The 23,781-nt window shown below is 68.7% G+C and carries 15 protein-coding genes; 12 read left to right on the forward strand and 3 right to left on the reverse strand.

Annotated features, from left to right (window positions below; all coding sequences use genetic code 11):
* The first annotated feature begins 15 nt into the window (after positions 1 to 15).
* The 4 genes from K3769_RS10855 to aepY all read left to right on the forward strand — a co-directional run bounded on the left by K3769_RS10855 (position 16) and on the right by aepY (position 10,029).
* A complete protein-coding gene (locus tag K3769_RS10855) occupies positions 16 to 7,083 on the forward strand; it encodes a type I polyketide synthase (protein WP_267026230.1) in 7,068 nt (2,355 codons plus the stop codon).
* 25 nt (positions 7,084 to 7,108) lie between these two features.
* On the forward strand, positions 7,109 to 8,149 hold the full coding sequence (locus K3769_RS10860) for a ketoacyl-ACP synthase III family protein (RefSeq protein WP_267026231.1): 1,041 nt from the start codon (positions 7,109 to 7,111) through the stop codon (positions 8,147 to 8,149).
* An 84-nt stretch (positions 8,150 to 8,233) separates the two neighbouring features.
* Positions 8,234 to 8,929, forward strand: a complete 696-nt coding sequence (locus K3769_RS10865) for a DedA family protein (RefSeq protein ID WP_308216302.1) — start codon at positions 8,234 to 8,236, stop codon at positions 8,927 to 8,929.
* A complete protein-coding gene (gene aepY / locus K3769_RS10870; RefSeq protein WP_267026232.1) occupies positions 8,926 to 10,029 on the forward strand; it encodes a phosphonopyruvate decarboxylase in 1,104 nt (367 codons plus the stop codon). The genes K3769_RS10865 and aepY overlap by 4 nt, the downstream gene beginning before the upstream one ends.
* Positions 10,030 to 10,097: 68 nt before the next feature.
* Here aepY and K3769_RS10875 read toward each other — a convergent pair whose 3' ends face one another.
* Both K3769_RS10875 and K3769_RS10880 read right to left on the reverse strand, forming a co-directional pair.
* Positions 10,098 to 10,499 (reverse strand): ArsR/SmtB family transcription factor, encoded by a 402-nt coding sequence (locus K3769_RS10875; RefSeq protein WP_267026233.1) that lies wholly within the window; start codon positions 10,497 to 10,499, stop codon positions 10,098 to 10,100.
* A gap of 110 nt (positions 10,500 to 10,609) precedes the next feature.
* Positions 10,610 to 12,175, reverse strand: a complete 1,566-nt coding sequence (locus K3769_RS10880) for an MFS transporter (RefSeq protein ID WP_267026234.1) — start codon at positions 12,173 to 12,175, stop codon at positions 10,610 to 10,612.
* A 755-nt stretch (positions 12,176 to 12,930) separates the two neighbouring features.
* On the opposite strand from K3769_RS10880, the gene K3769_RS10885 reads away from it, so the two are divergent.
* The 8 genes from K3769_RS10885 to K3769_RS10920 all read left to right on the forward strand — a co-directional run bounded on the left by K3769_RS10885 (position 12,931) and on the right by K3769_RS10920 (position 23,324).
* A complete protein-coding gene (locus K3769_RS10885; RefSeq protein ID WP_267026235.1) occupies positions 12,931 to 13,653 on the forward strand; it encodes a glutamine amidotransferase-related protein in 723 nt (240 codons plus the stop codon).
* A 112-nt stretch (positions 13,654 to 13,765) separates the two neighbouring features.
* Positions 13,766 to 16,288, forward strand: coding sequence for a molybdopterin-containing oxidoreductase family protein (locus K3769_RS10890; protein WP_267026236.1), 2,523 nt, complete (start codon positions 13,766 to 13,768; stop codon positions 16,286 to 16,288).
* 55 nt (positions 16,289 to 16,343) lie between these two features.
* The gene (gene aroA, locus K3769_RS10895; RefSeq protein WP_267026237.1) at positions 16,344 to 17,666 is read left to right on the forward strand and encodes a 3-phosphoshikimate 1-carboxyvinyltransferase; all 1,323 of its coding nucleotides are present in this window, start codon (positions 16,344 to 16,346) and stop codon (positions 17,664 to 17,666) included.
* The gene (gpmI, locus tag K3769_RS10900) at positions 17,663 to 19,198 is read left to right on the forward strand and encodes a 2,3-bisphosphoglycerate-independent phosphoglycerate mutase (RefSeq protein WP_267026238.1); all 1,536 of its coding nucleotides are present in this window, start codon (positions 17,663 to 17,665) and stop codon (positions 19,196 to 19,198) included. Before aroA ends, gpmI begins: the two co-directional genes overlap by 4 nt.
* The gene (locus K3769_RS10905) at positions 19,195 to 19,554 is read left to right on the forward strand and encodes a hypothetical protein (protein WP_267026239.1); all 360 of its coding nucleotides are present in this window, start codon (positions 19,195 to 19,197) and stop codon (positions 19,552 to 19,554) included. The genes gpmI and K3769_RS10905 overlap by 4 nt, the downstream gene beginning before the upstream one ends.
* A gap of 405 nt (positions 19,555 to 19,959) precedes the next feature.
* Complete coding sequence (locus tag K3769_RS10910; RefSeq protein ID WP_267026240.1) at positions 19,960 to 20,832, forward strand: phosphate ABC transporter substrate-binding protein; 873 nt, start codon at positions 19,960 to 19,962, stop codon at positions 20,830 to 20,832.
* A 3-nt stretch (positions 20,833 to 20,835) separates the two neighbouring features.
* Positions 20,836 to 22,647 (forward strand): phosphate ABC transporter permease subunit PstC, encoded by a 1,812-nt coding sequence (gene pstC / locus K3769_RS10915; protein WP_267026241.1) that lies wholly within the window; start codon positions 20,836 to 20,838, stop codon positions 22,645 to 22,647.
* Positions 22,635 to 23,324 (forward strand): ATP-binding cassette domain-containing protein, encoded by a 690-nt coding sequence (locus K3769_RS10920; RefSeq protein WP_267026242.1) that lies wholly within the window; start codon positions 22,635 to 22,637, stop codon positions 23,322 to 23,324. Before pstC ends, K3769_RS10920 begins: the two co-directional genes overlap by 13 nt.
* Positions 23,325 to 23,447: 123 nt before the next feature.
* Here K3769_RS10920 and K3769_RS10925 read toward each other — a convergent pair whose 3' ends face one another.
* Positions 23,448 to 23,747, reverse strand: a complete 300-nt coding sequence (locus K3769_RS10925; protein ID WP_267026243.1) for an ArsR/SmtB family transcription factor — start codon at positions 23,745 to 23,747, stop codon at positions 23,448 to 23,450.
* Positions 23,748 to 23,781: the final 34 nt, after the last annotated feature.

The following is a 23,781-nucleotide window of genomic DNA, read 5'->3' on the forward strand; positions in this document are numbered from 1 at the left end:
CCCGGAAGGACATCCATGCCTCACGACTCCACCCGCGCGGCTGAGACCGCCAGTGAACCGATCGCCATCATCGGCCTGGCCGGACGATTCGCCGATGCCACCAGCCCTGAACAGCTCTGGGACATGCTGCTCCAGGGACGTGACGCCATCACGGACATCCCGTCCGAGCGCTACGACATCGACGCCGTCTACGACCCCACGCCCCGCACCCCCGGCCGCACGGTGAGCCGGTGGGGCGGGCTGCTGCGCGACATCGACGCCTTCGACGCGGAGTTCTTCGGCGTCTCCCCCCGCGAGGCCGACCGTATGGACCCCCAGCAGCGGTTGCTGCTGGAAGTCGCCTACGAAGCCCTGGAGGACGCGGGCCAGCCCCTGCCGAGCATCGCGGGCTCCGACACGGGCGTGTTCATCGGTCAACTCGGTGGCGACTACTGGCATCTGCAGTACGACAACCGTGATCAGCTCGACCTGTACGCGATGACCGGCGCCGCCTCACGCGCCATCACCTCAGGCCGCCTCTCGTACGCCTTCGACCTGCGCGGGCCCAGTTTCACCGTCGACACCGCCTGCTCCTCCGCGCTCGTCGCGGTCCACAACGCCGTACAGGCGATCCGGCTCGGCGAGTGCCCCCTGGCGATCGCCGGCGGCGTCAACCTCGTACTGCTTCCGGAGGAGGGGGTCGTCTACTCCGGAGCCGGCATGCTCGCCTCCGACGGCCGCTGCAAGTTCGCCGACGCCTCCGGCGACGGCTTCGTACGCAGCGACGGCATCGGCGCCGTCATCCTCAAGCCTCTGTCCGCGGCTCTGGCCGACGGCGACCGTATCCGGGCCGTCATCCGCGGTTCCGCCGTCGGCAACGACGGCCAGAGCAGCGGCTACCTCGTGACTCCCGCCGTCGAGGGCCAGCTCGGCGTACTGCGCCGTGCCTACGCCAACGCGGGTGTCGACCCGGCCGACATCGACTACATCGAGGCCCACGGCACCGGCACCAGTGTCGGCGACCCGGTCGAACTGCAGGCCCTGGGCGACATCGTCGGCCCGCGCACTCCCGACCAGCGCTGCCTGGTCGGCTCGGTGAAGACGAACATCGGTCACGCCGAAGCGGCGGCCGGAATCGCCGGCCTCATCAAGGCCGTGCTGTGCCTGGAGAACAAGACGGTCCCCCCCAACCTGCACCTGAACAACCCCAACCCGGCCGTGGACTGGGACAACCTGCCGCTCACCATTCCTACCCAGGCGACACCGCTGCCCGAGCGGGGCCGTCCCGCCATCGCCGGGGTCTCCAGCTTCGGCTTCTCCGGCACCAACGCCCACCTCGTCCTGGAAGCGGCGCCCGAGCCGGCCACCCGCACCGCCGACGCCCCGGCGCCGGACTCCCGCAGCGAGCTGCTGGTGCTGTCGGCCCTCAGCCCCGAAGCCCTTGCCGCCACGGCCGACGCCATGGCCGACCACCTTGAGGGCCCCGGCGCCCAGCACACGCTGCGCGACATCAGCTACTCCGCAGCACTGCGCCGCACCCCGCATGACGCCCGGCTCGCGATGCCCATGGAAGACCATGCCGAGACCATCGCCGCGTTGCGCGGCTTCGTCGAAGGCGGCAACGAGCCCGGTCTGTCCTCCAGCGACTACACCGACCCCGAAGCGGCGCCCCGGATCGCGTTCGTCTTCCCCGGCCAGGGCTCCCAGTGGCCGGGCATGGGCCGCGAACTCCTGGACACCGAACCGGTCTTCAACCAGACCATGCAGGCCTGCGACGAAGCCATCAAGGCCGAGACCGGCTGGTCGGTCATCGAGCTTCTGCGCTCAGCGGACGAGGAGCGGCTCAAGCAGCTCGACGTCATCCAGCCCACCCTGTGGGCCATGGAGATCGCTCTGGCCGAACTGTGGCGCTCCTGGGGCATCGAGCCGGACGTGGTCATCGGCCACAGCATGGGTGAATCCGCCGCCGCCTACATCTCCGGCGCGCTGTCGCTGCCCGACGCCGCAGCGGTCATCTGCCGCCGCAGTCGCCTGGCCAAGCGTCTTTCCGGTCGCGGCACGATGGCCTGGGTCGGTCTGCCCGCGGACGAAGCCACCGCCGCACTGGCCGGTCACGAGGACAAGGTGGCGGTCGCCGCCATCAACAGCCCCACCTCCACCCTGCTGTCCGGCGACGTCGACGCCCTCATGCAGGTGTTGGCCGACCTCGACGCCCGCGGTATCGACAACAAGCGTGTCAACGTCGACTTCGCCTCGCACTGCCCTCAGATGGACGCCCTGCGCGAGGACCTGCTCGCCGAGTTGTCCCACCTCACCCCGCGTGCGGGCCGCATCCCCCTGCACTCCACCCTCCTCAACGAAGTGGTCGACGGCTCTGGCATGGACGCCGACTACTGGGTACGCAACATCCGCCAGCCGGTCGACTTCGTCGGCGCGGTCCGCGGCCAACTCGACCTGGGCGACACGGTGTTCGTCGAGGTCAGCCCTCACCCGCTGCTCGTGGCCGGCATCCGCGAGACCAGCCGCGTGGCCACCGGTACGGACACCACGGCGGTGGGCAGCCTGCGCCGCCACTCCGACGAGCGCACCGCACTGCTGACCTTCGCCGCCGCCCTGCACACGGCCGGCGCCGACCTCGACCTCGGCAAGCTGACCGCCGGCGGCCACTACGTCCCGCTGCCCACCTACCCGTGGCAGCGCACCCGCCACTGGATAAGCCAGACCCCCGCCCCCGCGGCACCTGCCGCCACGGCACCTGCCGAACCGGAATCCGCCGAGCAGCCCGCGCATCCGCTGCTGGGCCGGCCGGTCCCGGCCGAGGGAACCACACGCGTCTGGCAGGGCCCTCTGCGGCTCACCGACAACGCCTACCTGCGCGACCACTGCATCCAGGACACGATCATCCTGCCGGGCACCGCCCACCTGGAACTGATCAGCGCCGCCGCGCGCACCCAACTGGGCGCGGGCGCGCTGTCGTTGAGTGAGGTGCACTACCACCGCGCCCTCTTCCTGGACGAGGAAGGACCCGCACCCGAGGTCCGGGTCACCCTCTCCCCCCGCCCTGACGGCTCGCTGCACTGCCGCATCGACAGCCAGGACGCGGACGCCGACGACTGGACTTTGAACACCGAGGCCACCGCTCGCGCGCTGCCCGGCAACGCGCCCCAGCCCAGCGAAGCGCTCCAGTCGATCCGTACCCGCCTGCCGCAGCACCAGAGCGCCGACGACTTCTACCCCTGGAATGCCGAACGCGGCAACCAGTGGAACGGCACCTTCCAAGGCATCACCGAACTGTGGCGCGCAGACGGCGAAGTCCTCGCCCAGCTGACCTGCCCCGCCCCGCTCGTGGACGGCCTGGCCCGCCACCACTTCCACCCGGCGCTCCTGGACGCCAGCGGCCACTCCATGGCCGCCGCCCGCCCCCTGACCGTGCCCGGTGAGGAAGGCGTCTTCGTCCTTGGCGGCATCGACGAGGTCCGCTTCTACCAGCAACCGCCCGCCTCATTGTTCAGCCACGCCAGGCTCCTGCCGTCCGCGCGCGAGGACTCCTTCGTCGCCGACATCGACATCCGCGCCGACGACGGCCGCCTCATCGCCCAGATGCGCGGCCTGCGGCTGCAGTACCTGGCCGGCCACGCCCCCGCCCTGCTCCACCCCCGCTCCGAGGATTCCGTGACAGCACCGCTTACCCCCGCCTCCCCGGCCTCCCCGCACGACAGTGCGCGCAACACCTGGCTGCACACGCTCACCTGGGACCAGGCGCCTCTGCCCGTCCCCAACACTGCCTCCACCACCCCGGAGGGGTTCTGGTTGGTGCTGACCGACAGCGGATCCACCGGGCGGGCCCTGGTGCGGGAACTGACGGGCCGTGGGCAGCGCGTGGTGGCCGTCACCGCCGGCGCGGGTCACCTGGCCGGAGGCGGCGACCGCTACCGCATCGATCCGGCGGACGAGGGGCACTACCGCGAGGTCCTGGTCGACGTCGCCCGTTACGGCGCCTGCCGCGGCATCGTCCACCTGTGGGCACTGGACGCCCAGGCCGGCCTGGACGCCACATCCACCGAGATCCGCCGTGCCCAGCTGCTGGCCGCGCACAGTGTCCTGCACCTGACCCACGCCCTGGAGAAGGAGTCGCTCGGACACCCGCCGCTGTGGCTGCTCACCCAGCTGTCCCAGGCCACCGGTGGCGCAGAGGAAGTGCGCCATCCCCTCCAGGCCATGTTGTGGGGGCTGGGCCGCACGCTGGCCGCCGAGGCCCCCGCGCTGCATCCGCGCCTGGTAGACCTCGACCGGTCCGCAGCCAGCGTTCCCGCCCTGGCGCAGCTGATGCTGAACGCGGACCAGGAGGACCAGATCGCGCTGCGCGACGGCCGCCGTCTTGCCGCCCGGCTGCGCCCGGCGGACACCGCAGCCCGCACGCCGCAGGCGCTGTCGCTGCCCGCTCCCGGTGTCATCGACGACCTGCAGCTGCTCGACACGCCCTCGCGTGCCCTCGCCGCGGACGAGGTCCGTATCCAGGTCAGCCATGCCGGCGTCAACTACCGCGACGTGCTGCTGAGCCTTGGCATGTACCCCGGACAGGACGACAAGCCGCCTGTAATGGGCTGGGAGTGCGCCGGCACGGTCATCGAAACCGGCCACGCCGTCACCGACGTCGTGGCGGGCGATGAGGTGATCGCTTTCGCCGAAGGGTCCCTGGCCTCCGAAGTCGTCACGCGCGCCTGCCTCACTGCCCCGAAGCCGTCCCGGCTCACCGCGGCCGAGGCCGCGACGCTGCCGGCCGCCTACCTCACCGCCTACCACGCGCTGCACGACATGGCCCGCCTGGAGCGCGGCCAGAAGATCCTCATCCACACCGCCACCGGCGGCACCGGGCGAGCCGCGCTCAACGTGGCCCGCTGGAAGGGAGCCCGCGTCTTCGCCACCGCCGGCAGTGACGCCAAGCGTGAACTGCTGACCAAACTCGGTGTGGAGCAGGTCTCCGACTCCCGCAGCCTCGCCTTCGCCGAAGCCTTCAAGCCGGCCGCAGGGGAAGAGGGCTTCGACGTCATCTGCAACACCCTGGCAGGTGAGGCGATCGAAGCGAACCTGTCACTGATGGCCCCGTACGGGCACTACCTGGAGCTCAGCAAGCGCGACATCCTCGACAACAACGCGCTGCCGCTGGGGGCCTTCGCCCGCAACCTGTCCTTCCACGCCATCGACGTCGTGCACATGATCCAGCACGCTCCCGAGCGCGCCGGTCGAGTACTGCGGGACGCCGCCGCCCTCGTCGACAAGGGCGACCTGCAAGCCCTGCCGCACACGGTGTACCCCGTCGAGCAGGCAGCCGACGCCTTCCGCCTCATGGCCCAGGCCCGGCACACCGGCAAGATCGTGCTGTCGTTCGGCCAGGCGCCTGCCGCAGCAGCAAACGGCCCGCGCGGCCGGGCCGTGACCGTGCATGCCGACGGCACCTACCTGCTCACCGGGGGCGCGGGCGGCATCGGCGGACAGCTCGCACTGTGGCTGGCGGACCAGGGAGCCCGGCACCTGCTGCTCACCGGCCGCAGCGCGCTGCCGCAGTGGGATGCGGAACTGGACGCGAACCATCCGCAGGCCGCAGCTGTCGCCGTGATCAGGCAGCTGCGCGAGCGCGGCGTGCACGTGACGTACGAGGCGGTGGACGTCGCCGACGCCCAGGCCATGAAGACGATGCTCGAAGCCCGGCGCCGCACCGGACTGCCGCCCGTACGCGGTGTCTTCCACGCGGCCGGGGTCATCGACTACACCCCGCTGAGCGACATGAGCGGCTCCGAGATGGACCGCGTCCTGGCGGCCAAGGTGTCCGGGGCGTGGAACCTGCACCGGATGCTGAGCGAGGAGTCGGTGGACGCGTTCGTACTGTTCTCCTCCGGCTCGGCCCTGCTCAGCTCTCCCATGCTGGGCGGATACGCGGCCGGCAACGCCTTCCTCGACGGGCTGGCCCACCACCGGCATGCCCAGGGACTGCCCGCCACGGTCGTCAACTGGGGCTTCTGGGACAGCGTCGGCATGGTGGCCCGCAAGGAAGAGGAGGACGAGCGCACTCTGCTGCCGCAGGGCATGGCTTCCTTCAGCCCGGCCGACGGACTGGCGCTGCTGGGCAGGATCCTGGCCGAGGGCCGGGTGCAGACCGCGGTGCTGCCGGCCGACTGGCCCGCGTGGGCCCGTGCCTACCCGAGTGCCGCGACGGCTCCGCTGCTGCAGCATCTGACCGGCGGCAACCGAGCCAGGCAGCAGGCCCCCGCCCGTGAGGAGCGGGTTGTCGAGCCTGTCACGCCGTCCCGGGCTGCCGAGCCCGCTGCGCAACACCCGGTCGCGCCGGCACCGGTACCGGTCGTCCCTGTGGCCGTCCCGGAGCCCGCGGCTGCTGCCCTGCCTGTGCCGCAGGCTCCGGCTTCCGGCCAGGCCGTGCCCAGCAGCGAGTTGCTCGACTTCCTCAAGCAGGAAGTAGCCGTGGTCATGGGGCTGCGCGCCGAACGCGTCAACGTCAGCCGACCCCTCAACCGCCTCGGCATGGACTCCCTCATGGCCGTCGAACTGCGCAACCGCATCGAACGCCGCTACCAGATCAAACTCCCCATGGTGCAACTCCTCAAGGACGGCACCGTCACCACCGTCGCCCAAGCCCTGGCCACCGAACTCAACTCCACCGACGCCGCGCCCAAGAGCACAGCGGACACTGCCACGGCGCCCACCACGGCCGACGACGCGCCAGCGCAGAAGGCTGCTACACCGGCTCCGGCACCGGTCGTTGCCACGTCTGTCCCGGAGCCCGCGGCTACTGCTCAGCCCACGCCGCAGACTCCTGCCCCCGGACACGCCACGCCCAGCAGCGAGTTGCTCGACTTCCTCAAGCAGGAAGTAGCCGTGGTCATGGGGCTGCGCGCCGAACGCGTCAACGTCAGCCGACCCCTCAACCGCCTCGGCATGGACTCCCTCATGGCCGTCGAACTGCGCAACCGCATCGAACGCCGCTACCAGATCAAACTCCCCATGGTGCAACTCCTCAAGGACGGCACCGTCACCACCGTCGCCCAGGCCCTGGCCACCGAACTCAACTCCGCAGACAACTCGGCCTGACCGAGCGAGTGACGAGGACCGACTCATGAAGACCACCGACATTCGCATCGCCGGCCTGGGCGCGTACATCCCAGAGATCGTCGATGCCCGTAAGGCCGTCGCTCTGGGCCTGTACGACGCCGACGAGTACGAGTTCTACGGCTGGACCGGTGCCGCTGTCGCCGGCGACATGCCTGCTCCGGACATGGCGATAGCCGCCGCCCGGCAGGCGATGGAACGTTCCGAGCTGCACCCGCACGACATCGACCTGCATATCCATGCCTGCGGTCACGAGCAGGGGCCGGAGGGGTGGTCGCCGCAGCACTACATCCTGCGGCATCTGTCCGACCGTGACGTGCCCTCCTTCCGTGTCTGGCAGGCTTGCAGCGGCCTGATCGGGTCTCTGGAACTGGCCGCCTGCTACCTCCAGGCTGTGCCCGAGCGCGATGCCGCGCTGATCACCGGTGCCGACAACGTCGGTACGCCCAACTTCAACCGGTGGGCCTTCGGCATCCAGAACGGTGTCCTCGGTGACGGGGGCAGCGCGGTCCTGCTGTCGAAGTCCGAGGGTTTCGCGAGTCTGCTGTCCATCAACACCGGCTCCACCGCCGAGGTTGAGGAGCAGTACCGCGGTAGCGAGCCGCTCTTTCCACCGTCACTGACAGTGGGGCGCAGCATGGACTTCAAGGAGCGTCTGGCTGCCGGCGGCGGGCTGGAGGAGACCGTCGCAGAGGTCGTACGCCGTCAGGGCGAGCTGCGCACAGAGATAGCTCTGCGAACCATGGCCGAAGCCGGTCTGGAGTCGGGGGACATCACCCGTGTCTGCCACGTCTTCACCGGCCAGGAGAGCTACCTGAAGGTCATCCTCGACCCGATGGGCCTCTCCCCCGAACAGGGCCTGCTCGACTTCGGCCGCAATCTGGGCCACATGACGGTCAACGACCAGGTCGTGGGCCTGACGCACCTGGTGGAGACCGGGCAGGTCGGTCCCGGCGACCACGTCCTGATCGTCGCCCACGGCGGCGGGGTGTCCATCACCTGCGCTGTCGTACGCATCGACGAGCGGCCCAGCTGGGCCGCCAACTGACCGACCCCGACCGTCTGCCGGCCCCGCCACGGGGCCGGCAGACGGCATGTCCGCTCACTCTCACCAACGTCCAGGGGGGCACCTGTGCAGAATCTCGCCTCATCACCCTTGCTCGACGCGGAACAGCTCATCTCCACCTTCGGCCTGCTGGGCATCATGGCCACCGTCTTCGCGGAATCGGGCCTGATCGTCTGCTTCTTCCTGCCCGGCGACTCACTGCTGTTCACCGCAGGCCTGCTCGTCGCCAACGACCAGATCCTGCACCAGCCCCTATGGGTGGTCATGCTGGCCATCGCCGCGGCGGCCATCCTGGGTGATCAGTTCGGCTACGCCTTCGGTCGCAAGGTAGGCCCAGCACTGTTCAGACGGCCCAACTCCCGCTTCTTCAAGCAGGAAAACGCCGAGCGCGCACAGGAGTTCATGCTCAAGCACGGCCCCAAGGCCCTGGTGATGGCCCGCTTCATCCCGGTGTTCCGTACCTTCATCCCGATCACCGCCGGCGTGGGCCGCATGAACTACCGGACGTTCTTCCTCTTCAACGTCATCGGTGCCGTCCTGTGGTCCGTCAGTCTCACCCTGGTCGGCTACTACCTCGGCCAGATCGCCTTCGTCCGCGACAACATCGAAGGCATGGTCATCGGCATCGTCCTGATCTCGGGTATCCCGATCATCATCGAGGGCATAAAGATGAGGCGCCGCAGCCGCCAGGCCCAGGCTGCGGACCAGGCGCCGTCCACGACACAGGCCGCCACCCCTGAAACGGAGCTGCCCCGCACATGATCTCCGCAGAAGAATTCTGTTATCTGCTGGCCGACCGTGGATTCACGTTCGCCAGTGGCGTTCCCTGCTCCCATTTCGGCGGGCCGATCGCGCATCTGAGCACGCGCCCGGGCCGCTACGTACCCGCGCCGAACGAAGGCAACGCACTGGCGGTGGCCGCCGGTGCCGCCCTGGGTGGACAGCGTGCCTATGTGATGCTGCAGAACTCCGGTCTCGGCAACCTCATCAACCCGCTCACCTCGCTGGTGATGACCTACAAACTGCCGATCCTGACCTTCACCAGTCTGCGCGGCTGGCCCGACCCGGCCACGGACGAGCCGCAGCACGAGGTCATGGGCCCGGCGACCCCCAAACTGCTCGACAGCGTCAACACTCCGCATCACACCCTGTACGCCCAGGACGGAGTGGAGGAGTTCTCCGCGGTCCTGGAGAAGGCGGAGAAGGATCTGGCCGAGCAGCGGGCGCCGTTCGTCCTGGTCGAACGAGGCGCTATCGGCAAGGCCACCGCGGCCAACGACCCGCACACCGAAGGGCTGCCGGCCTCGGAAGCTATTCGGATCGTCACCGCCGCCGCGCCGCAAGCCGCTGTCATCGCCACCACGGGCTTCACCGGCCGTGACACGTTCGCGGTGGCCGATACGCCGGGCACCTTCTACATGCAGGGCTCCATGGGCCACGCCTCCTCCATCGGCCTTGGTGTGGCTCTGACGCATCCGGAGCGGCCCGTAGTGGTCCTGGACGGGGACGGCGCGCTGCTGATGCACCTCGGCGCGTTGTCGATGATCGGCAGTGAGGCGCCCGCCAACCTGATCCACGTCGTGCTCGACAACCGGGTCCATGAATCGACCGGCGGGCAGGCCACCACATCGGCGACCACCTCGTTCCCCGACATGGCGACGGCTGCCGGCTACGCCAGCGCGGTCGTCTGCGACCGGGAGGACGCCCTGCAGGCGGCGATGGCACGGGCCCAGGCGACTCCCGGCCCGCATCTGGTCTGCGTCAAGACACTGCCTCGCACGGGGGCCATGCCGCCGCGCGCGACCCACGCGCTCAGCACGCTGGACATCCGGGACCGCTTCCAGAGCGATCTGCGACAGTAACGCGCCTACGCTGAAGGGGGTGTTCCGCGCGCGGCGCGGAACACCCCCTTCGTCACCGGCTCCCGGCTTCAGGCTCCTTGGGCCGTCGCGGGCTCGCCGTCCCCGGTCTGAAGACAGGCCGCAACCGTCTCGGGGTCCATGGCAGCCAGGCTCGCGAACATGCGCAACGGTTCGGCCAAGGTCTGGCAGCACATCACGTACTGATTGCTGCGGCCCTTGGGAATCGCCTCGACAAGGTTCTGCTCGCGCAGCGGAGCCAGGTGATGGCTGACCAAGGTCTGGCTCAGACCTGTGGCCTCCTGCAACTCCTTGACCGTGCGGGGGCGCTGAGCGATCAACAGGATCAGCGTGAGCCGGGTCTCGTCCGCCAGGGCCCGCAGTTTGGGCGCCAGCATCTGTGCCCGCTCGCGTTCGCTCAGCCACTGGGCAGGATCGCTGACGGCCACCCTGAGTTTCGATGGCCTGGCCATCGCCACCTCCCTCTCGCCCGTGGACCGGCTGTCCGGTCCGCGTCCGGTCCTGGCGCGTGGGCCGGGCCGGGCTGTGGCTTCGATCCTATGCACTGTCGCTCCCTCGGTCCTCAGGAGGCGGCAGGTGCGTCTGCACTGCCGCTGTGGTCGCTGGCTTCCAGCTGTGCTGCGCCATCGTCGTCGCCGACGCGAGCCTTCGGCAGGATGACCGCGGCGGCGACAGCGCCGACGACGGCGACACCGACGGCAATCAGCAGGGTGGTGGCGAATCCGCCGACGAAGGACTCCTGCGCCGCGTTGAGGACACGCTGGCCGGCGGCGCCACCGAGCTGCTGGGCGACTGCCGACGCACCGGTCAGGGACTCGTGCACCGCTTGCCCGGCCTCTCCCGGCAGTTGAGCGGCTTGAGGCAGGTCGTCACGGTACAGCGTGGTGATCACACTGCCGCTGATGGCGATACCGAGGGCGCCGCCGACCTGCATGCCCACGTCCGCGACCGCGGAGCCGGCTCCTGCCTGGCGGGCGGCGGAGACGACCAGGATGGCGTCGACGGCGGCCGGCAGGGCGATACCCATGCCCAGACCGAACACGGCCAGCCCGATGAGCGACTGCGTCTCGTCGTCGACGGTGAGCCCGGCCAGGACACCCAGTCCCACGGCGCACAGCAGCAGACCGGACACCACCGTGGCCTTCAGGCCCGCGCGCTCCACCAGTTTCGCCGACAGCGGGGCACCCACCATCATCGTGCCGATGGCGAGCATCCGCAGGCCCGCACCCAGCGGGTCCAGTTCGAGTACCGACTGCAGGTACTGGGTGAGCAGGTACAGGCCGCTGTAGAGCCCGAAGGACGTGGCGGCGATCGCCAGGGCCCCGCCCCCGTAGCGGGCGTTGAGGAACAGGCCGACGTCGAGCATCGGATGGGCGGTCTTGCGCTCCCACACGACGAAGGCGACCATCAGGGCCACGCCGAGGAAGAGGGAGCCGAGGGTGATGATGTCGCCCCAGCCGTTGTGCGGCGCTTCGACCAGGCCGTAGACGATGGCAACCAGTCCGGCCACCGAGAGCAGAGCGCCGACGAGGTCCAGTCCGGGGTGAGCTTCGGCCTTGGACTCGGGGATCAGCTTGGCTCCGCCGATCAGGGCGATGGCCGCCAGGGGCACGTTGATGAGGAACATCGACCCCCACCAGAAGTGCTCCAGCAGCAGCCCGCTGACCAGCGGGCCGAGCGGCACGCCGACGGCGGCCGCGCCGGACCAGATGCCGATCGCCTTGCCCTGCTCCTCACGCGGGAAGACGTCCTTGATGATGGCGAGGGTGGCGGGCATCATCAGCGCCGCGGAGATACCCATGAGGGCACGGAAGGTGATCAGCATCTCGGCGTTCGAGGCGAACGCGGCACCCAGGCTGGTCAGTGCGAAGGCGCCCGTGCCGATGGTGAGAAGCCGCTTGCGGCCGAACCGGTCGGACAGACCGCCGGCCATGAGCAGCAGTCCGCCGAAGGCCAGGGCGTAGGAGTCGACCATCCACTGCAGCTGACTGCTGGTGGCGTCCAAATCCTTCTGGATGCTTGGCAGCGCCAGATTCAGGATGAGGGTGTCCAGGCCGATCAGGACCAGGCTCAGGCACAGGATGTTCAGGATCTGCCATCGGCGGGGATGGCCGGCGGAGCGGGTCACTTAACTTCTCCTCGAACGGAACAGGTTGGCGCCCCGTAGGGCGGCCGGCGCCGCCCGTGTCCGCGGGGTTCGGACAGCAGGCCGGCTGCCAGCCACTCCAGACTAAACAGCATCCGCCGCTATCAACAGTCATCGCTGTTGATAATGGCTAACTTTGTGCACCGATTCCAGCCATCTCCACAGACCCCGTTCAAGTGGCCCTCGAATCAGGGCACTTGACGCGCTGGCATGCCTAAACGCACCCAAAGCGACGAGGTGAGCACGAAGCGACATCATCCGGGACGGGCTATCGGCCAGGTCCCGATCTCGACCAACGCGGCTGATGGGAAGGCACTTACTCGAATCAACCGCTCATTTCGAGATTTCTCCTACCGCGCAGTAGTGATGGCGCAATAGTTTCCAGAGTTACCGAGGGGCACTCGAATACTTTGACCGCCATCGATAAATTGAGCGAGAAGCAGCACGGAGGGCCTGCGAAGGACCTCTGCACGGGGCGGCTAGGGGGCTGGAAGACATGCGTACATCCGGTAGGCGGCAACTCCCAGCCACACCACCGCCAACGCGGCGGTAGCACCCCTCACTTCTCTTGTCATGGAATCCGTGCGTGGCGGCACGGTCCTGACGTCACCTCAGGCACCACACCACACCACACCCGCGCAGCGGTGCGCTCGGCACGCGCTCCGCTGCGTTCACGGGGCTGGAACTGTCACTGGCGAAAGCAGTTCATGGCCTTCCTGTAATTGAAGGGGACAACGATGTCAGTCCACGCCCAGCCGCGCCTTGCCCTCGTGGGAGACCACGGCAATCATGACGAGCCGTCTCACCCGAAGATCGACGCGATGCGTGAGCAGTGGGACCTGACCACCGAGTGGATACCGACCACCGAAATCAGCGACGCCTCCTTCCTGGACAGCTTCGACGGCGTATGGGTAGTGCCGGGAGCGCCGTACTTCAACCAGAAGGGCGTACACATCGCTGTGCGCCATGCCCGGGAGAACCAACTCCCGTTCCTGGGCACCTGCGGCGGCTTCTTCAGCGCCCTGATCGAGCACGCCCAGAACGTGCTGCACCTGCCGGAGGCCATCGGCGTCGACGAGGACCCCGAGAAGCTGATGCCCCTTGTCACGCCGCTGAAGTGCTCCTTCCGCGGTGAGAAGGCCCCGTTGCGGGTCGCGGAGAATTCCCGGCTCGCCTCCATCTACGGCACCACCGAGGTGGAGGAGATCTTCCACTGTGACTACGGGCTGACCGACACCTTCATGGACGCCGCCAACCAGGGCTCGCTGCAGCTCAGCGCCTGGGACATCGACGGCGCACCGCGCGCACTGGAGATCGAGGGGCACCCGTTCTTCATGGGCAGCCTCTTCCAGCCCGAGCTCTCGTCGGCTCCGGGCGCCGAGCACAAGATTCTCAAGGCTTTCCTGGCTGCTGTGCGGGCCAAGGCCGACACCAACGCCCTGTCGACACTCACCTCCTGACCACGACCGAGCAACATCTGCTGTGACAAGGCCGTGCGGCATGTCCGCACGGCCCGGGCACCGCCATGCCCGCCTCGTTCCCCACACCAGGCGGAAGGATCCCCACGTCTCCATGAAGCATGATCAGCACGGTATGTCCCGGCGCGGCTTTGTCCGCGGCAGCGTCATCGGCGGCGCCGGCCTTGGAACGCCGGTCCTGCTTCCGGTGATCTCAGCTCACGCCGCCGAAGGATCCACCGCGACGGGCGGGTTACCCGCTGTCGACGGTCGGGCGAGCGCAGACTTCACTGACCAGTCCGCTGCACTGACCCCGGACAAGACCGTCGCCACGGCCTGCCAGTTCTGCAATTCCAACTGCCGGCTCAACGTCGATCTCAAGGCGGGCCGGGTACTGGCCGTACGGGGCGAGGACCGCGACCCCGTCCAGCAGGGACAGGTGTGCGTCAAGGCCGAGCTGATGCCCCAGCTCGTCTACAACACCGAACGGCTGACCCGCCCGCTGCGTCGCGTCTCCGGGGCGAAGGGCTCACCGCACTCCAAGTTCGAGGCTGTGAGCTGGGACGAAGCCCTGCGCACCATCGCCGAGAAGTTCCTGGCACTGCGCGATGCCGGGCAGGCGCACACGATCGCCAACCGCACCACCGGCCGTCTGCCCCGCGGCACCGGGTCGCTCGTGGCCCGCCTTTTCGCGATGTTGGGCAGCCCCAACAACACCGACGTGGGCCCGGTGTGCAACGACGCCGGCGGCAACGCACTCGCGACCTCCTTCGGCCTGGGCAACTTCACCAACGGGTACGGAACCGACGGCGCGACGGGCAAGGACGACCTCGGCTCGGCCAGTCACTACCTGTTCCTGGGCACCAACCAGGCCGAGACCCACCCGGTGACCTTCGACTACCTGCTGCGCGGCCGGGCGAAGACCAAGGCCACCCTGACTGTGGTCGACCCGCGCCTGACGCCGACCGGAGCCGTGGCTGACCGGTGGGTGGCGCCCAAGCCGCACACCGACTTCGCGCTGCTGCTGGCCATGCTCCACCACATCGTGGAGAAGGAGCTGTACGACAAGGCGTTCGTCAAACGCTGGGTCGTCGGCTTCGACGAACTGCGCGCGCATCTGGCCGAGCACCAGTACACCCCCGCGTGGGCCGCGAAGGTCACCGGTCTCAAAGCCGAGGTCATCACCGAGATGGCCGTGGAGTACGCGACGGCGGAAACGGCGGCGATCTTCTGCAACGCCGGGATCTCGCACCAGCTCGGCGCGTTCGACACCTACCGGGTGCTCACCTTCCTCGCCGCGGTGACCGGCAACATCGGCAAGCCCGGCGCCGGCTGCAACTTCATGCACAACACCTGGCCCGGCGACCTGCACCTGCCGCCTCTGGAGGCCGAGGTGCCCGAACGGCGTGAAGCGCTGCCGGTCGGGCCGGACTACTTCGCCGAGTCCATCCTGACGGGCAACCCCTACCGGCTGCGTGCGGTGATGTCCCAGGGCAACCCTCTGGTGTCCTCCGCGAACACCACCAAGGTCAAAGAAGCCTTCGAGCAGCTCGACTTCTACGTCTACACCGGCCTGTTCATGGAAGAGGCCGCCTACTACGCCGACGTCATCCTCCCGGTCTGCAGCGGACTGGAGATGGAAGGCGTCTACATGCGCCGTGACGACCGGGCCATCCGCTGGCAGGAGCAGGTCGTCGACCGTGTCGGCGAGTCCCGGCCGGACTGGGAGATCTGGGTCGGCCTCGCGCACGCGATGGCCGAACTGGACACCCGCCGCCCGGCGGCCGAATGGCGTGAGGCGTTTCCGAAGCGGTGGATGGACTACCCGAAGCTGTGGGACGACTTCGTCACCCACACTCCCGGTGTGGGCGGCATGACGCGTACGCGGATGCAGAAGCGCGTCGAGCCGCTGCGCTGGCCGTGCCCCGATGAGGGCCACCCGGGTGTGAGCACCCTCTACCTGGACCACCCCAGCTGGTACCGGGCCGCGGAGTCGCTGGACCCGGCCAACCGGGGCAAACGCTTCCTCACTCCCAGCGGCAAGATCGAGATCACCACTCCGGCCCTGGAGAAGAAGCTGGCAGGCACCGGGCACGGCGCCCTGCCGATCTTCTACACCCACCCCGAGGTCACGGGTAAGAATCCGACCCTGTCCTACAGCCGCAAGTTCGTCACCAATCCCCTCAACCCGCAGGCCGTCACCCATCCGGTGCGTCTGGGAGTGCCCGGGAGCGACGCGGTGCACCGTGACTTCCCGCTGATGGGTATGACCGGCCGGCCCAGTGTCGTGCACTTCGCCGAGGTCACCCATTGGACGCCGACGGGCAAGCAGCTCAACGGCATCCGCTTTATTCAGATCCACCCGAGGACGGCCCAGCGTGCGGGCATCGCCGACGGCGACGACGTCCGCGTCGAGAGCCCTCGCGGATCGGTGACGGGCACAGCACTGCTGTGGGAGGGGATCAGGACGGACACCGTCTTCGTCCCCAACACCTTCGGCCCCGCTCAGAAGCTGGGTGATCTCTTCGGCGACCCACGCTACGAGGCGGCCAACACCCTCCCCGACGACCGCTTCTACGACAACCTCTCCGGCCAGCAGGCGTTCAAGTGCTTCGCCTGCCGGGTCGTCAAGGCCTGAACCACCGCACCAGTACAGGCGCCACCCACCCGTTTCTCAATGCTGGAGGCAACGCATGTCCGCCACGCCCGACCCGCGCCTCAAGGCCGAGTCCGTCACCGTCCGGACATTGGCCGGTTTCGACGAGGCTGTGAACGTCCTCGGCTCGAAGAGCTACACCAACCGCTACCTGGCCATCGCCTCCCTCTCGGGCCAGGAGACCGTCATCAAGGGCGCCCTGCTGTCCGACGACACCCTCTACTTCGCCCGCGCCATCGAGACGTTCTGCCACGTCACCTGCGCCATCGACCACGCCACCGCCAGCATCCACGTCACCCCCACCGGGCAGCCCATGCGCGCCCCGAAGGAGGACATCTTCGTCGGCGGCGCCGGCACCCCGCTGCGCTTCCTGATCTCCATGGCCGGCCACGCCCAGGGCACCACGATCATCACGGGCAACACTCGCATGCAGGAACGGCCCATGGGCGACCTGCTGCAGGCACTGCCGCCGCTTGGTGTGGACGCCACCGCGGTGCGCGGCAACGGCAGCCCGCCGATCCGCGTCGTGGGCGGCTCCTTCAAGGGCGGCGCCACGACCATCAACGGCCTCGTCTCCAGCCAGTTCACCTCCAGCCTGATCATCAACGCGCTGCGCGCCGAGAACGACACCCACATCACCATCGCGGACGACCTGGTCTCCAAGCCGTACGTCGAGATGACGCTGGCCGCCCTCAAGGAGATGGGCGTCAACGTCGGACGCGACGGCTACAGCACCTTCACCGTCGCGGCGGGCCAGCAGGCCCGCGGCGGCGAGGTCACCGTCGAGCCCGACGCCTCCGGCATGTCCTACTTCCTGGCCGCCGCCGCCATCCTGGGCAGCCGCGTCGTCATCCCCGGCATCGGCTCCGGCTCACATCAGGGCGACGTCGACCTGGTCGACGCCCTGGAGCGGATGGGCTGTCGTACCCAGATCACCGACGACGAGATCACCCTGACCGGCGGCCCGCTGCGCGGCATCGACATCGACATGGAAGCCATGCCCGACGTCGTACCGTCCCTGGCCGCCGTCGCCGCCTACGCGGAGGGCACCACCCGCATCACCAACATCGCCTCGCTGCGCGTCAAGGAGTGCGACCGCATCTCCGCCGTCACCACCGAACTGCGCAAGATGGGCATCGAGGTCGAGGAACTCCCCGACGCGATGTACATCACCGGCGGCACCCCCCACGGCGCGACCATCGACACCTACGACGACCACCGCATCGCCATGACCTTCGCCATCGCCGGGCTGCGTACCGAAGGCGTCGTCATCAAGGAACCGGGCTGCGTCGCGAAGTCCTTCCCTACCTTCTGGCAGACGCTCGACACCCTCCACCCCGACCTGCAGAGCACCAAGTGAGCGCGTCCGAAGGGGCGTTCACCGGCCCCGGCATCCTGCTGGTCCTCGACGGCTGGGGCCACGCCGACGCATCCGACGACAATGCCCTGGCACTGGCCCGCACTCCGGTCCTGGACGGACTGGTGGCCAGCCGTACCAGCACGCTGGCCGAAGCCTCCGGCGATGCGGTCGGCCTGCTGCCCGGCACGGTCGGCAACTCCGAGATCGGTCACATGGTCATCGGAGCCGGGCGGCCTCTGCCCTACGACAGCCTCCTGGTCCAACAGGCCATCGACAACGGCACCCTGCGCGCGCACCCCCAACTGGGCGTCCTGCTGGACAAGCTCGCCGTTTCCTCCGGCACGCTGCATCTGATCGGTCTGTGTTCGGACGGACAGATCCACGCGAATGTCGAGCACCTGAGCGAGCTGCTGGCTGCTGCCGCCGCACACCAGGTACAGCGCGTCCTCATCCATGCGATCACCGACGGCCGGGATGTCGCCGACCACACCGGCAAGACCTATCTGAGCCGGTTGACCGAACTGACCGCCTGGGCCGAAATCGGACAGATCGCCACCGTGATCGGCCGCGGCTACGCGATGGACAAGGCCGGCAATCTAGATCTGACCGAAGAGGCGGTCACCTTGGTCGCCGACGGACGCGGTGCGCCCGTCGACAGCATTCACGACGCGGTCACCGCCGGTGAGCGCGGTGACGAGTGGGTTCCTGCGGCCGTCTTCACGACCGTCGGAAGCGCGGGCGTCGCCGATGGGGACGCGGTGCTGTGGTTCAACTTCCGCAGTGATCGCATCCAGCAGTTCGCCGACCGACTCAGCGAGCATCTGCTGGACACCGGCCGCTCGGTGGACATGGTCAGCCTCGCCCAGTACGACACCCGCGCCGCCATACCTGCGCTGGTCCAACGCGCAGATGCCTCCGGCGGCCTGGCCGACGAGCTCGCCACGGTCGGGCTGCGCACGGTCCGCATCGCAGAGGCCGAGAAGTTCGAGCACGTCACCTACTACATCAACGGCCGGGACGCCGCGGCGCGCGGCGGGGAGGAGCACGTACGCATCACCGGGGACGGCAAGCCCGACTACGTCGCGCGTCCCCGGATGAATCTCGACCGCGTCACCGCGGCCGTGGTAGAGGCCGCCGCCCGCCCGGAGGTCGACCTGGTCGTGGCCAATCTGGCCAACATCGACGTGGTCGGGCACACCGGCAACCTGGCGGCCACCGTCACCGCCTGCGAGGCGACCGACGCCGCGGTCGGTCAGATCCTGGAAGCAGCCGGGGACAGTCACCGGTGGGTACTTGCCGTCGGTGACCACGGCAACGCCGAACGCATGACCAAGCCGGCGCCGGACGGCACCGTACGGCCCTACGGCGGACACACCACCAATCCGGTGCCGCTGGTGATCGTCCCTCCGGGCACCGACAGGTCCACACCCGCGCTGCGGGAGACGGCCACGCTGGCCGATGTCGCCCCCACTGTCCTGCGCCTGCTGGGACACAAACCTGGATCCGCCATGACAGGAAGGCCCCTGCTGTGAGTCCCCTCACCCCCACACCCACCCACGCCCTGTCGCATCAGGCTCCGGCTCTGTCCGGCTGTCTCAGCAAGCCACACATCGCAGCCGCCTTCGCCGAGGACGCCACTGTCCGCGAACTGGGCGCCGGCAGCATAGAGGGCGTGCTCCATGAGCCCGCCGACCGCTCGCGCGTGGTGCTGGGCCTGCACAACCCGTCCGCGACCGAAGCCCGTATCAACCTCAGCGCCCTGCTGCCCGAACGCGCCGACGGCACGTGGCGCTTCCTCAGCGGTTCCATGCACACCAGCGACGCGACCGACGGTATGTACGTCCACCTGGACGCAGCCGGCACGACGTGGCTCACCGCAGCCTCGTAGAGGAGGGTGCTGGGGGCCAGCTCGTATGACGCCTGGTCACCCCGCGTCCGGGTGCCGACGGGTATGAACCCGTCGGCACCGCCTCGCCAGATCCAACGCAGCCTGCGCGGGGCGGCCTCCTACGGGTGCGCTGCCCCGCGTTCTTCTCTTTCAGGGCACCGCCATCCCCGAAGGATCTGACATGAATACATCTGCACAGCACTCGATATCGGCCTGGGCAGCCGGAACAGCTGCCCGTCCCGACGGCCTGCCGTTCTTCACCGCCGCTAGCCGCAGCCGGTCCAGACCTACCTGCGGGTCGGCCCTTCCCCGATCGGCACAGCAGTGATCGCCTCGGGGGCACCGCACCACGCCCCGATCTCTCTCGTCCCACGTACCGCGGTCACGCATGAAGGAAGGGCCTCAGTGGTCAACAAGAAGTTCCGCCGCGCATACCTCGTCACCTCGGTTGTGACGGTCATGGCTCTGGCAGGCTGCGCCGACAGCGACACCGGTGCGAATGGTGCCCTGCAGGTCAGCGGGTCGACCACCGTGGCACCGGTCGCCGCGGACGCGGCTCATGCGCTCAAGGCCGACGGGCTCGACATCACCGTCGCCACCCAGGGTGGTTCCGCCGGTGGCATCTCCCAGCTCGCCGCCGGCCAGATCAACATCGCCATGAGCTCGAAGCCTCTGGCGAAGGAGGACAAGGCCGCCAACCCCAACACGGACTTCCTCTCCACTCAGATCGGCGCCGACGCGGTCGGCGTCATCGTCACGAAGAAGGTCGCCGACGCCGGGGTCAAGAACCTCACCGCTGCACAGGTACGCGACCTGTTCGAGGGAAAGATCACCAACTGGTCCGAGCTCGGCGGCCCGGATCTTGAGGTCTTCGTCTACGACAAGGAACCGGGACGCGGAACGCGAGAGGTCCTCGACAAGTACATCTACGGAGACAAAAAGGCTCCGCCGCCCCCGAAGTCCGGCAACTTCGCCATCGTCGGCGGCAACCTCGAAACCCGCAACAAGCTCGAATCCACACCCGGCGCCGTGGCGCCGCTGTCCACCAGCTTCGTCGAGGGACGCGACGGTCTCGCCGCTGTGACACTGGACGGCATCGAGGCGTCTCCGGACAACATCGCTTCCGGCAAGTACCCCATGTCCCGGCCGCTCTACCTGCTCACCGACGGAAAGCCGAAGGGTTCCGCCAAGAAGTTCATCAACTACGTGCTGACAGCCAAGGGCCAGAAGCTCATGACCAAGCACGGCTACCTGACCCTCAAGGAAATCGGGAAGTAGCCGATGACCACCGAAACTCTGACCCGGCCGCCCGTCGAACCTGCCACCGACAGCCGCCCGCGCCCGTCGAAGTGGATCTGGGCCTGGCTGTATGCCGGGGCGTCCGCCGTGGCGGCACTCCTCCTGGTTGTCGTCGGCTATCTCGGCGCAGGAGTCACCAGCGGACACGTCGACTGGCCGGAACTGCTGACCGAATCCGAGTGGAGCCCGGCCAACTCGGTGTACGGCGGCCTGGCGATGATCTACGGCACCGCCGTGGTGTGCGCTCTCGCCCTCGTCATCGCCGTACCCGTCAGCTGGGGGGCGGCCGTCGCGCTGTCGGAGTACCTCCCGCCTCGCCTGGCGCGACCGTTGCGCATGTGCGTGGAGTTGCTCGCCGCCGTCCCGTCCATCGTCTACGGCCTCATCGGCATCATGGTCGTCCGTCCGGTCATCGCTCGGATCGCCGACGTGCCCGGCGGGGACAGCCTGCTGGCCGCCGGGATCGTCCTCGCCGTCATGATCATCCCGACTGTCGTGGCCGTCAGCGTGGACGCGCTCGCCGCGGTACCGGACCGTGTCCGCGAGGCCGCCTACTCGCTGGGCCTGACCCGCCGGGAAGTGATCCGTTCCGCGGTGCTTCCGCTGGCGCGGTCCGGCATGCGAGCGGGTGTTCTGCTCGGTCTGGCCCGTGCCCTGGGTGAAGCCATCGCCGTGTTCCTGGTCGTGGGGCGGGCGGACGGGAGACTGCCCACCACCTTCGGGGAGTTCTTCGACTCACTGAGCCACCCTGGTCAGACCCTCACGACGAAGCTCGCCGGACCGGAACCCGTACTGGCGGGAACGTCCGGCCCCTATTTCGCCGCGATCTGCGGACTCGGCCTCGTCCTTCTGGCCTTCGTGGCCGCCATCACGGTCTGGGGCACACGAGGCCGCACCCGCGACGCAACGGCCGAACGCTCCCCCAAGTTCCGCGGCATGTCGCGGATGCGTCTGCAGCGCGACCGACTGGCGATGACGCTGCGGTTGGGGGCCCTGCTTCTGCCCAGCGCCCTCCTCATCGGCATGCTGGCCCTGCTGGTGACGCGAGGGAGTTCGGCATTCAATCCCTCCTTCTGGTTCACGTCAGCAGCAGGCGCGGCAGGAGGGGGCGTACGCGACCAGATCGTCGGCACCACGTTGCTCATCGCCACCACGGGCATCCTGGCCCTGCCGCTCGGCTTCGGTGCGGGCATCCTGATCGGTGTCCACGCATCCGAGCGCACGGCACGCGTGTTGCAAACCTTCACGGTCGTCCTGGGCGGGGCGCCGACCATCCTGTTGGGGCTCGCCGGATTCGTCATCCTGTCCACCACGATGGGCTGGGGCAGGTCCTGGCTGGCGGGTGCGATCGTGCTCGTTCCCGTCGTGGTGCCGGTGATCGCCCTGACCACCTCCGCACGCGTCAGGAGCATCCCTCCCGAACTCACCGAGAGCGCCATGTCACTGGGGCTGACGCGCGCACAGTATGTGCGTTCCGTCGTCGTCCCGTACACCTGGCCGGCCACGATCACCGGTCTGCTGCTCGGCCTGGCACGCGCCGCGGGCGAAACCGCCCCGTTGCTTTTCACGGCGACCGTCTTCTTCGGTGCGCCCACCGTACCGAGCGGGATCGTGGAGTCACCGGTGCAGGCGCTGCCCACCCACATCTTCACTCTTTCCCAGGACTCGGGGGACCCGCAGGCGGTCGCTCAGGCGTGGGGGAGCGCCATGGTGCTGGTCCTGATCACTGCAGTACTCCTCAGCGCGGCAGTCGCGCTGCGCAACCGCTTCGAGGGGGAGCGATGGACAACGTAATCACCGTAAGTCAGTTGCGCGTGCTCAGCCGCGACAAGACCCTGGTCGGCCCGGTCTCCTTCAGTGTGGAGCACGGGTCCACCACCGGCCTGTGCGGGCCATCGGGCGCCGGCAAGTCCACCATCCTGCGCGCCTTGGTGGACCTGCTCCCCAACGGACTCAGCCGGGACGGCGACCTGCGGGTGCTGGACCGGACCATCCCGCCGGGCAAGGGAGACGCCGACCTGCGGGCCAAGGTCGTTCTCGTGCCCCAGATGCCCGTCGTCTTCGGAGGCAGCATCCTCGACAACGCCCTGTTCGGCCTGCGCCATGTCCTGCGCGCCTCCCCCGAGGTGCTGAAGGCCCGAGCGGAGCAGGCGCTGGAGGAGGCAGGACTGTGGAAGGAGGTTGCCGACCGCCTCGATTCACCCGCACAGAACCTCTCCGCCGGGCAGCGCCAGCGACTCTGTCTTGCCCGTGCCCTGGCCTTGGAGCCTGCTGGACTGCTGCTCGACGAGCCCACCAGTGCGCTCGACGAACGCAGCAGGGACAAGGTCGAACAGTCCATCGCCGCGCTGCACGGCCGCCGGGCGGTGCTTATCGTCTCCCACGACCCAGCCCAAGTTGAGCGCCTGTGCGATACGACCATCCACCTGGACCAGCCCGCGACGGCGACTCCGGCCGCCGTCGCGGGTTGATGCTCGGCATTGCTTCGGCGGCACTACAGCGCCCAAAGTCTCCGAGCCAATGAGCCGATTCATGCCGCGGCGCCCTGATCGCCGCGGGGCGGAGCAGGAGTCCTGGTCCGTCTCCGACGCTCGCTAGACGTCGACCTGGCTGCGCTGGTGCAGAATCTGCATCAGCGCAGAGCGCACCCCCACACCCAACCGGTAGTAAATGAGGCGGCCATCACGCCTGCCCTCGATCAGGCCGATACACCGCAGCCGTTTCAGGTGATGACTGACGGTCGCCAGAGACACCCCGACGTCCGCCAGTTCATGCACGGCAACCTCGGCCCCGGAGTGTTCCGCCAGCTGCATCAGAAGCTGTAGGCGGACAGGATCTCCGAGGGTCTTGAACACGTTGGACCACCAGGCCATGTCGGCCGTGCTCAGCTCCAAGCACGAACCGTCACAGGCGGACGCAGTCCCCTTC

The sequence above is a fragment of the Streptomyces ortus genome (genome assembly GCF_026341275.1).
GTDB classification, from domain to species: domain Bacteria; phylum Actinomycetota; class Actinomycetes; order Streptomycetales; family Streptomycetaceae; genus Streptomyces; species Streptomyces ortus.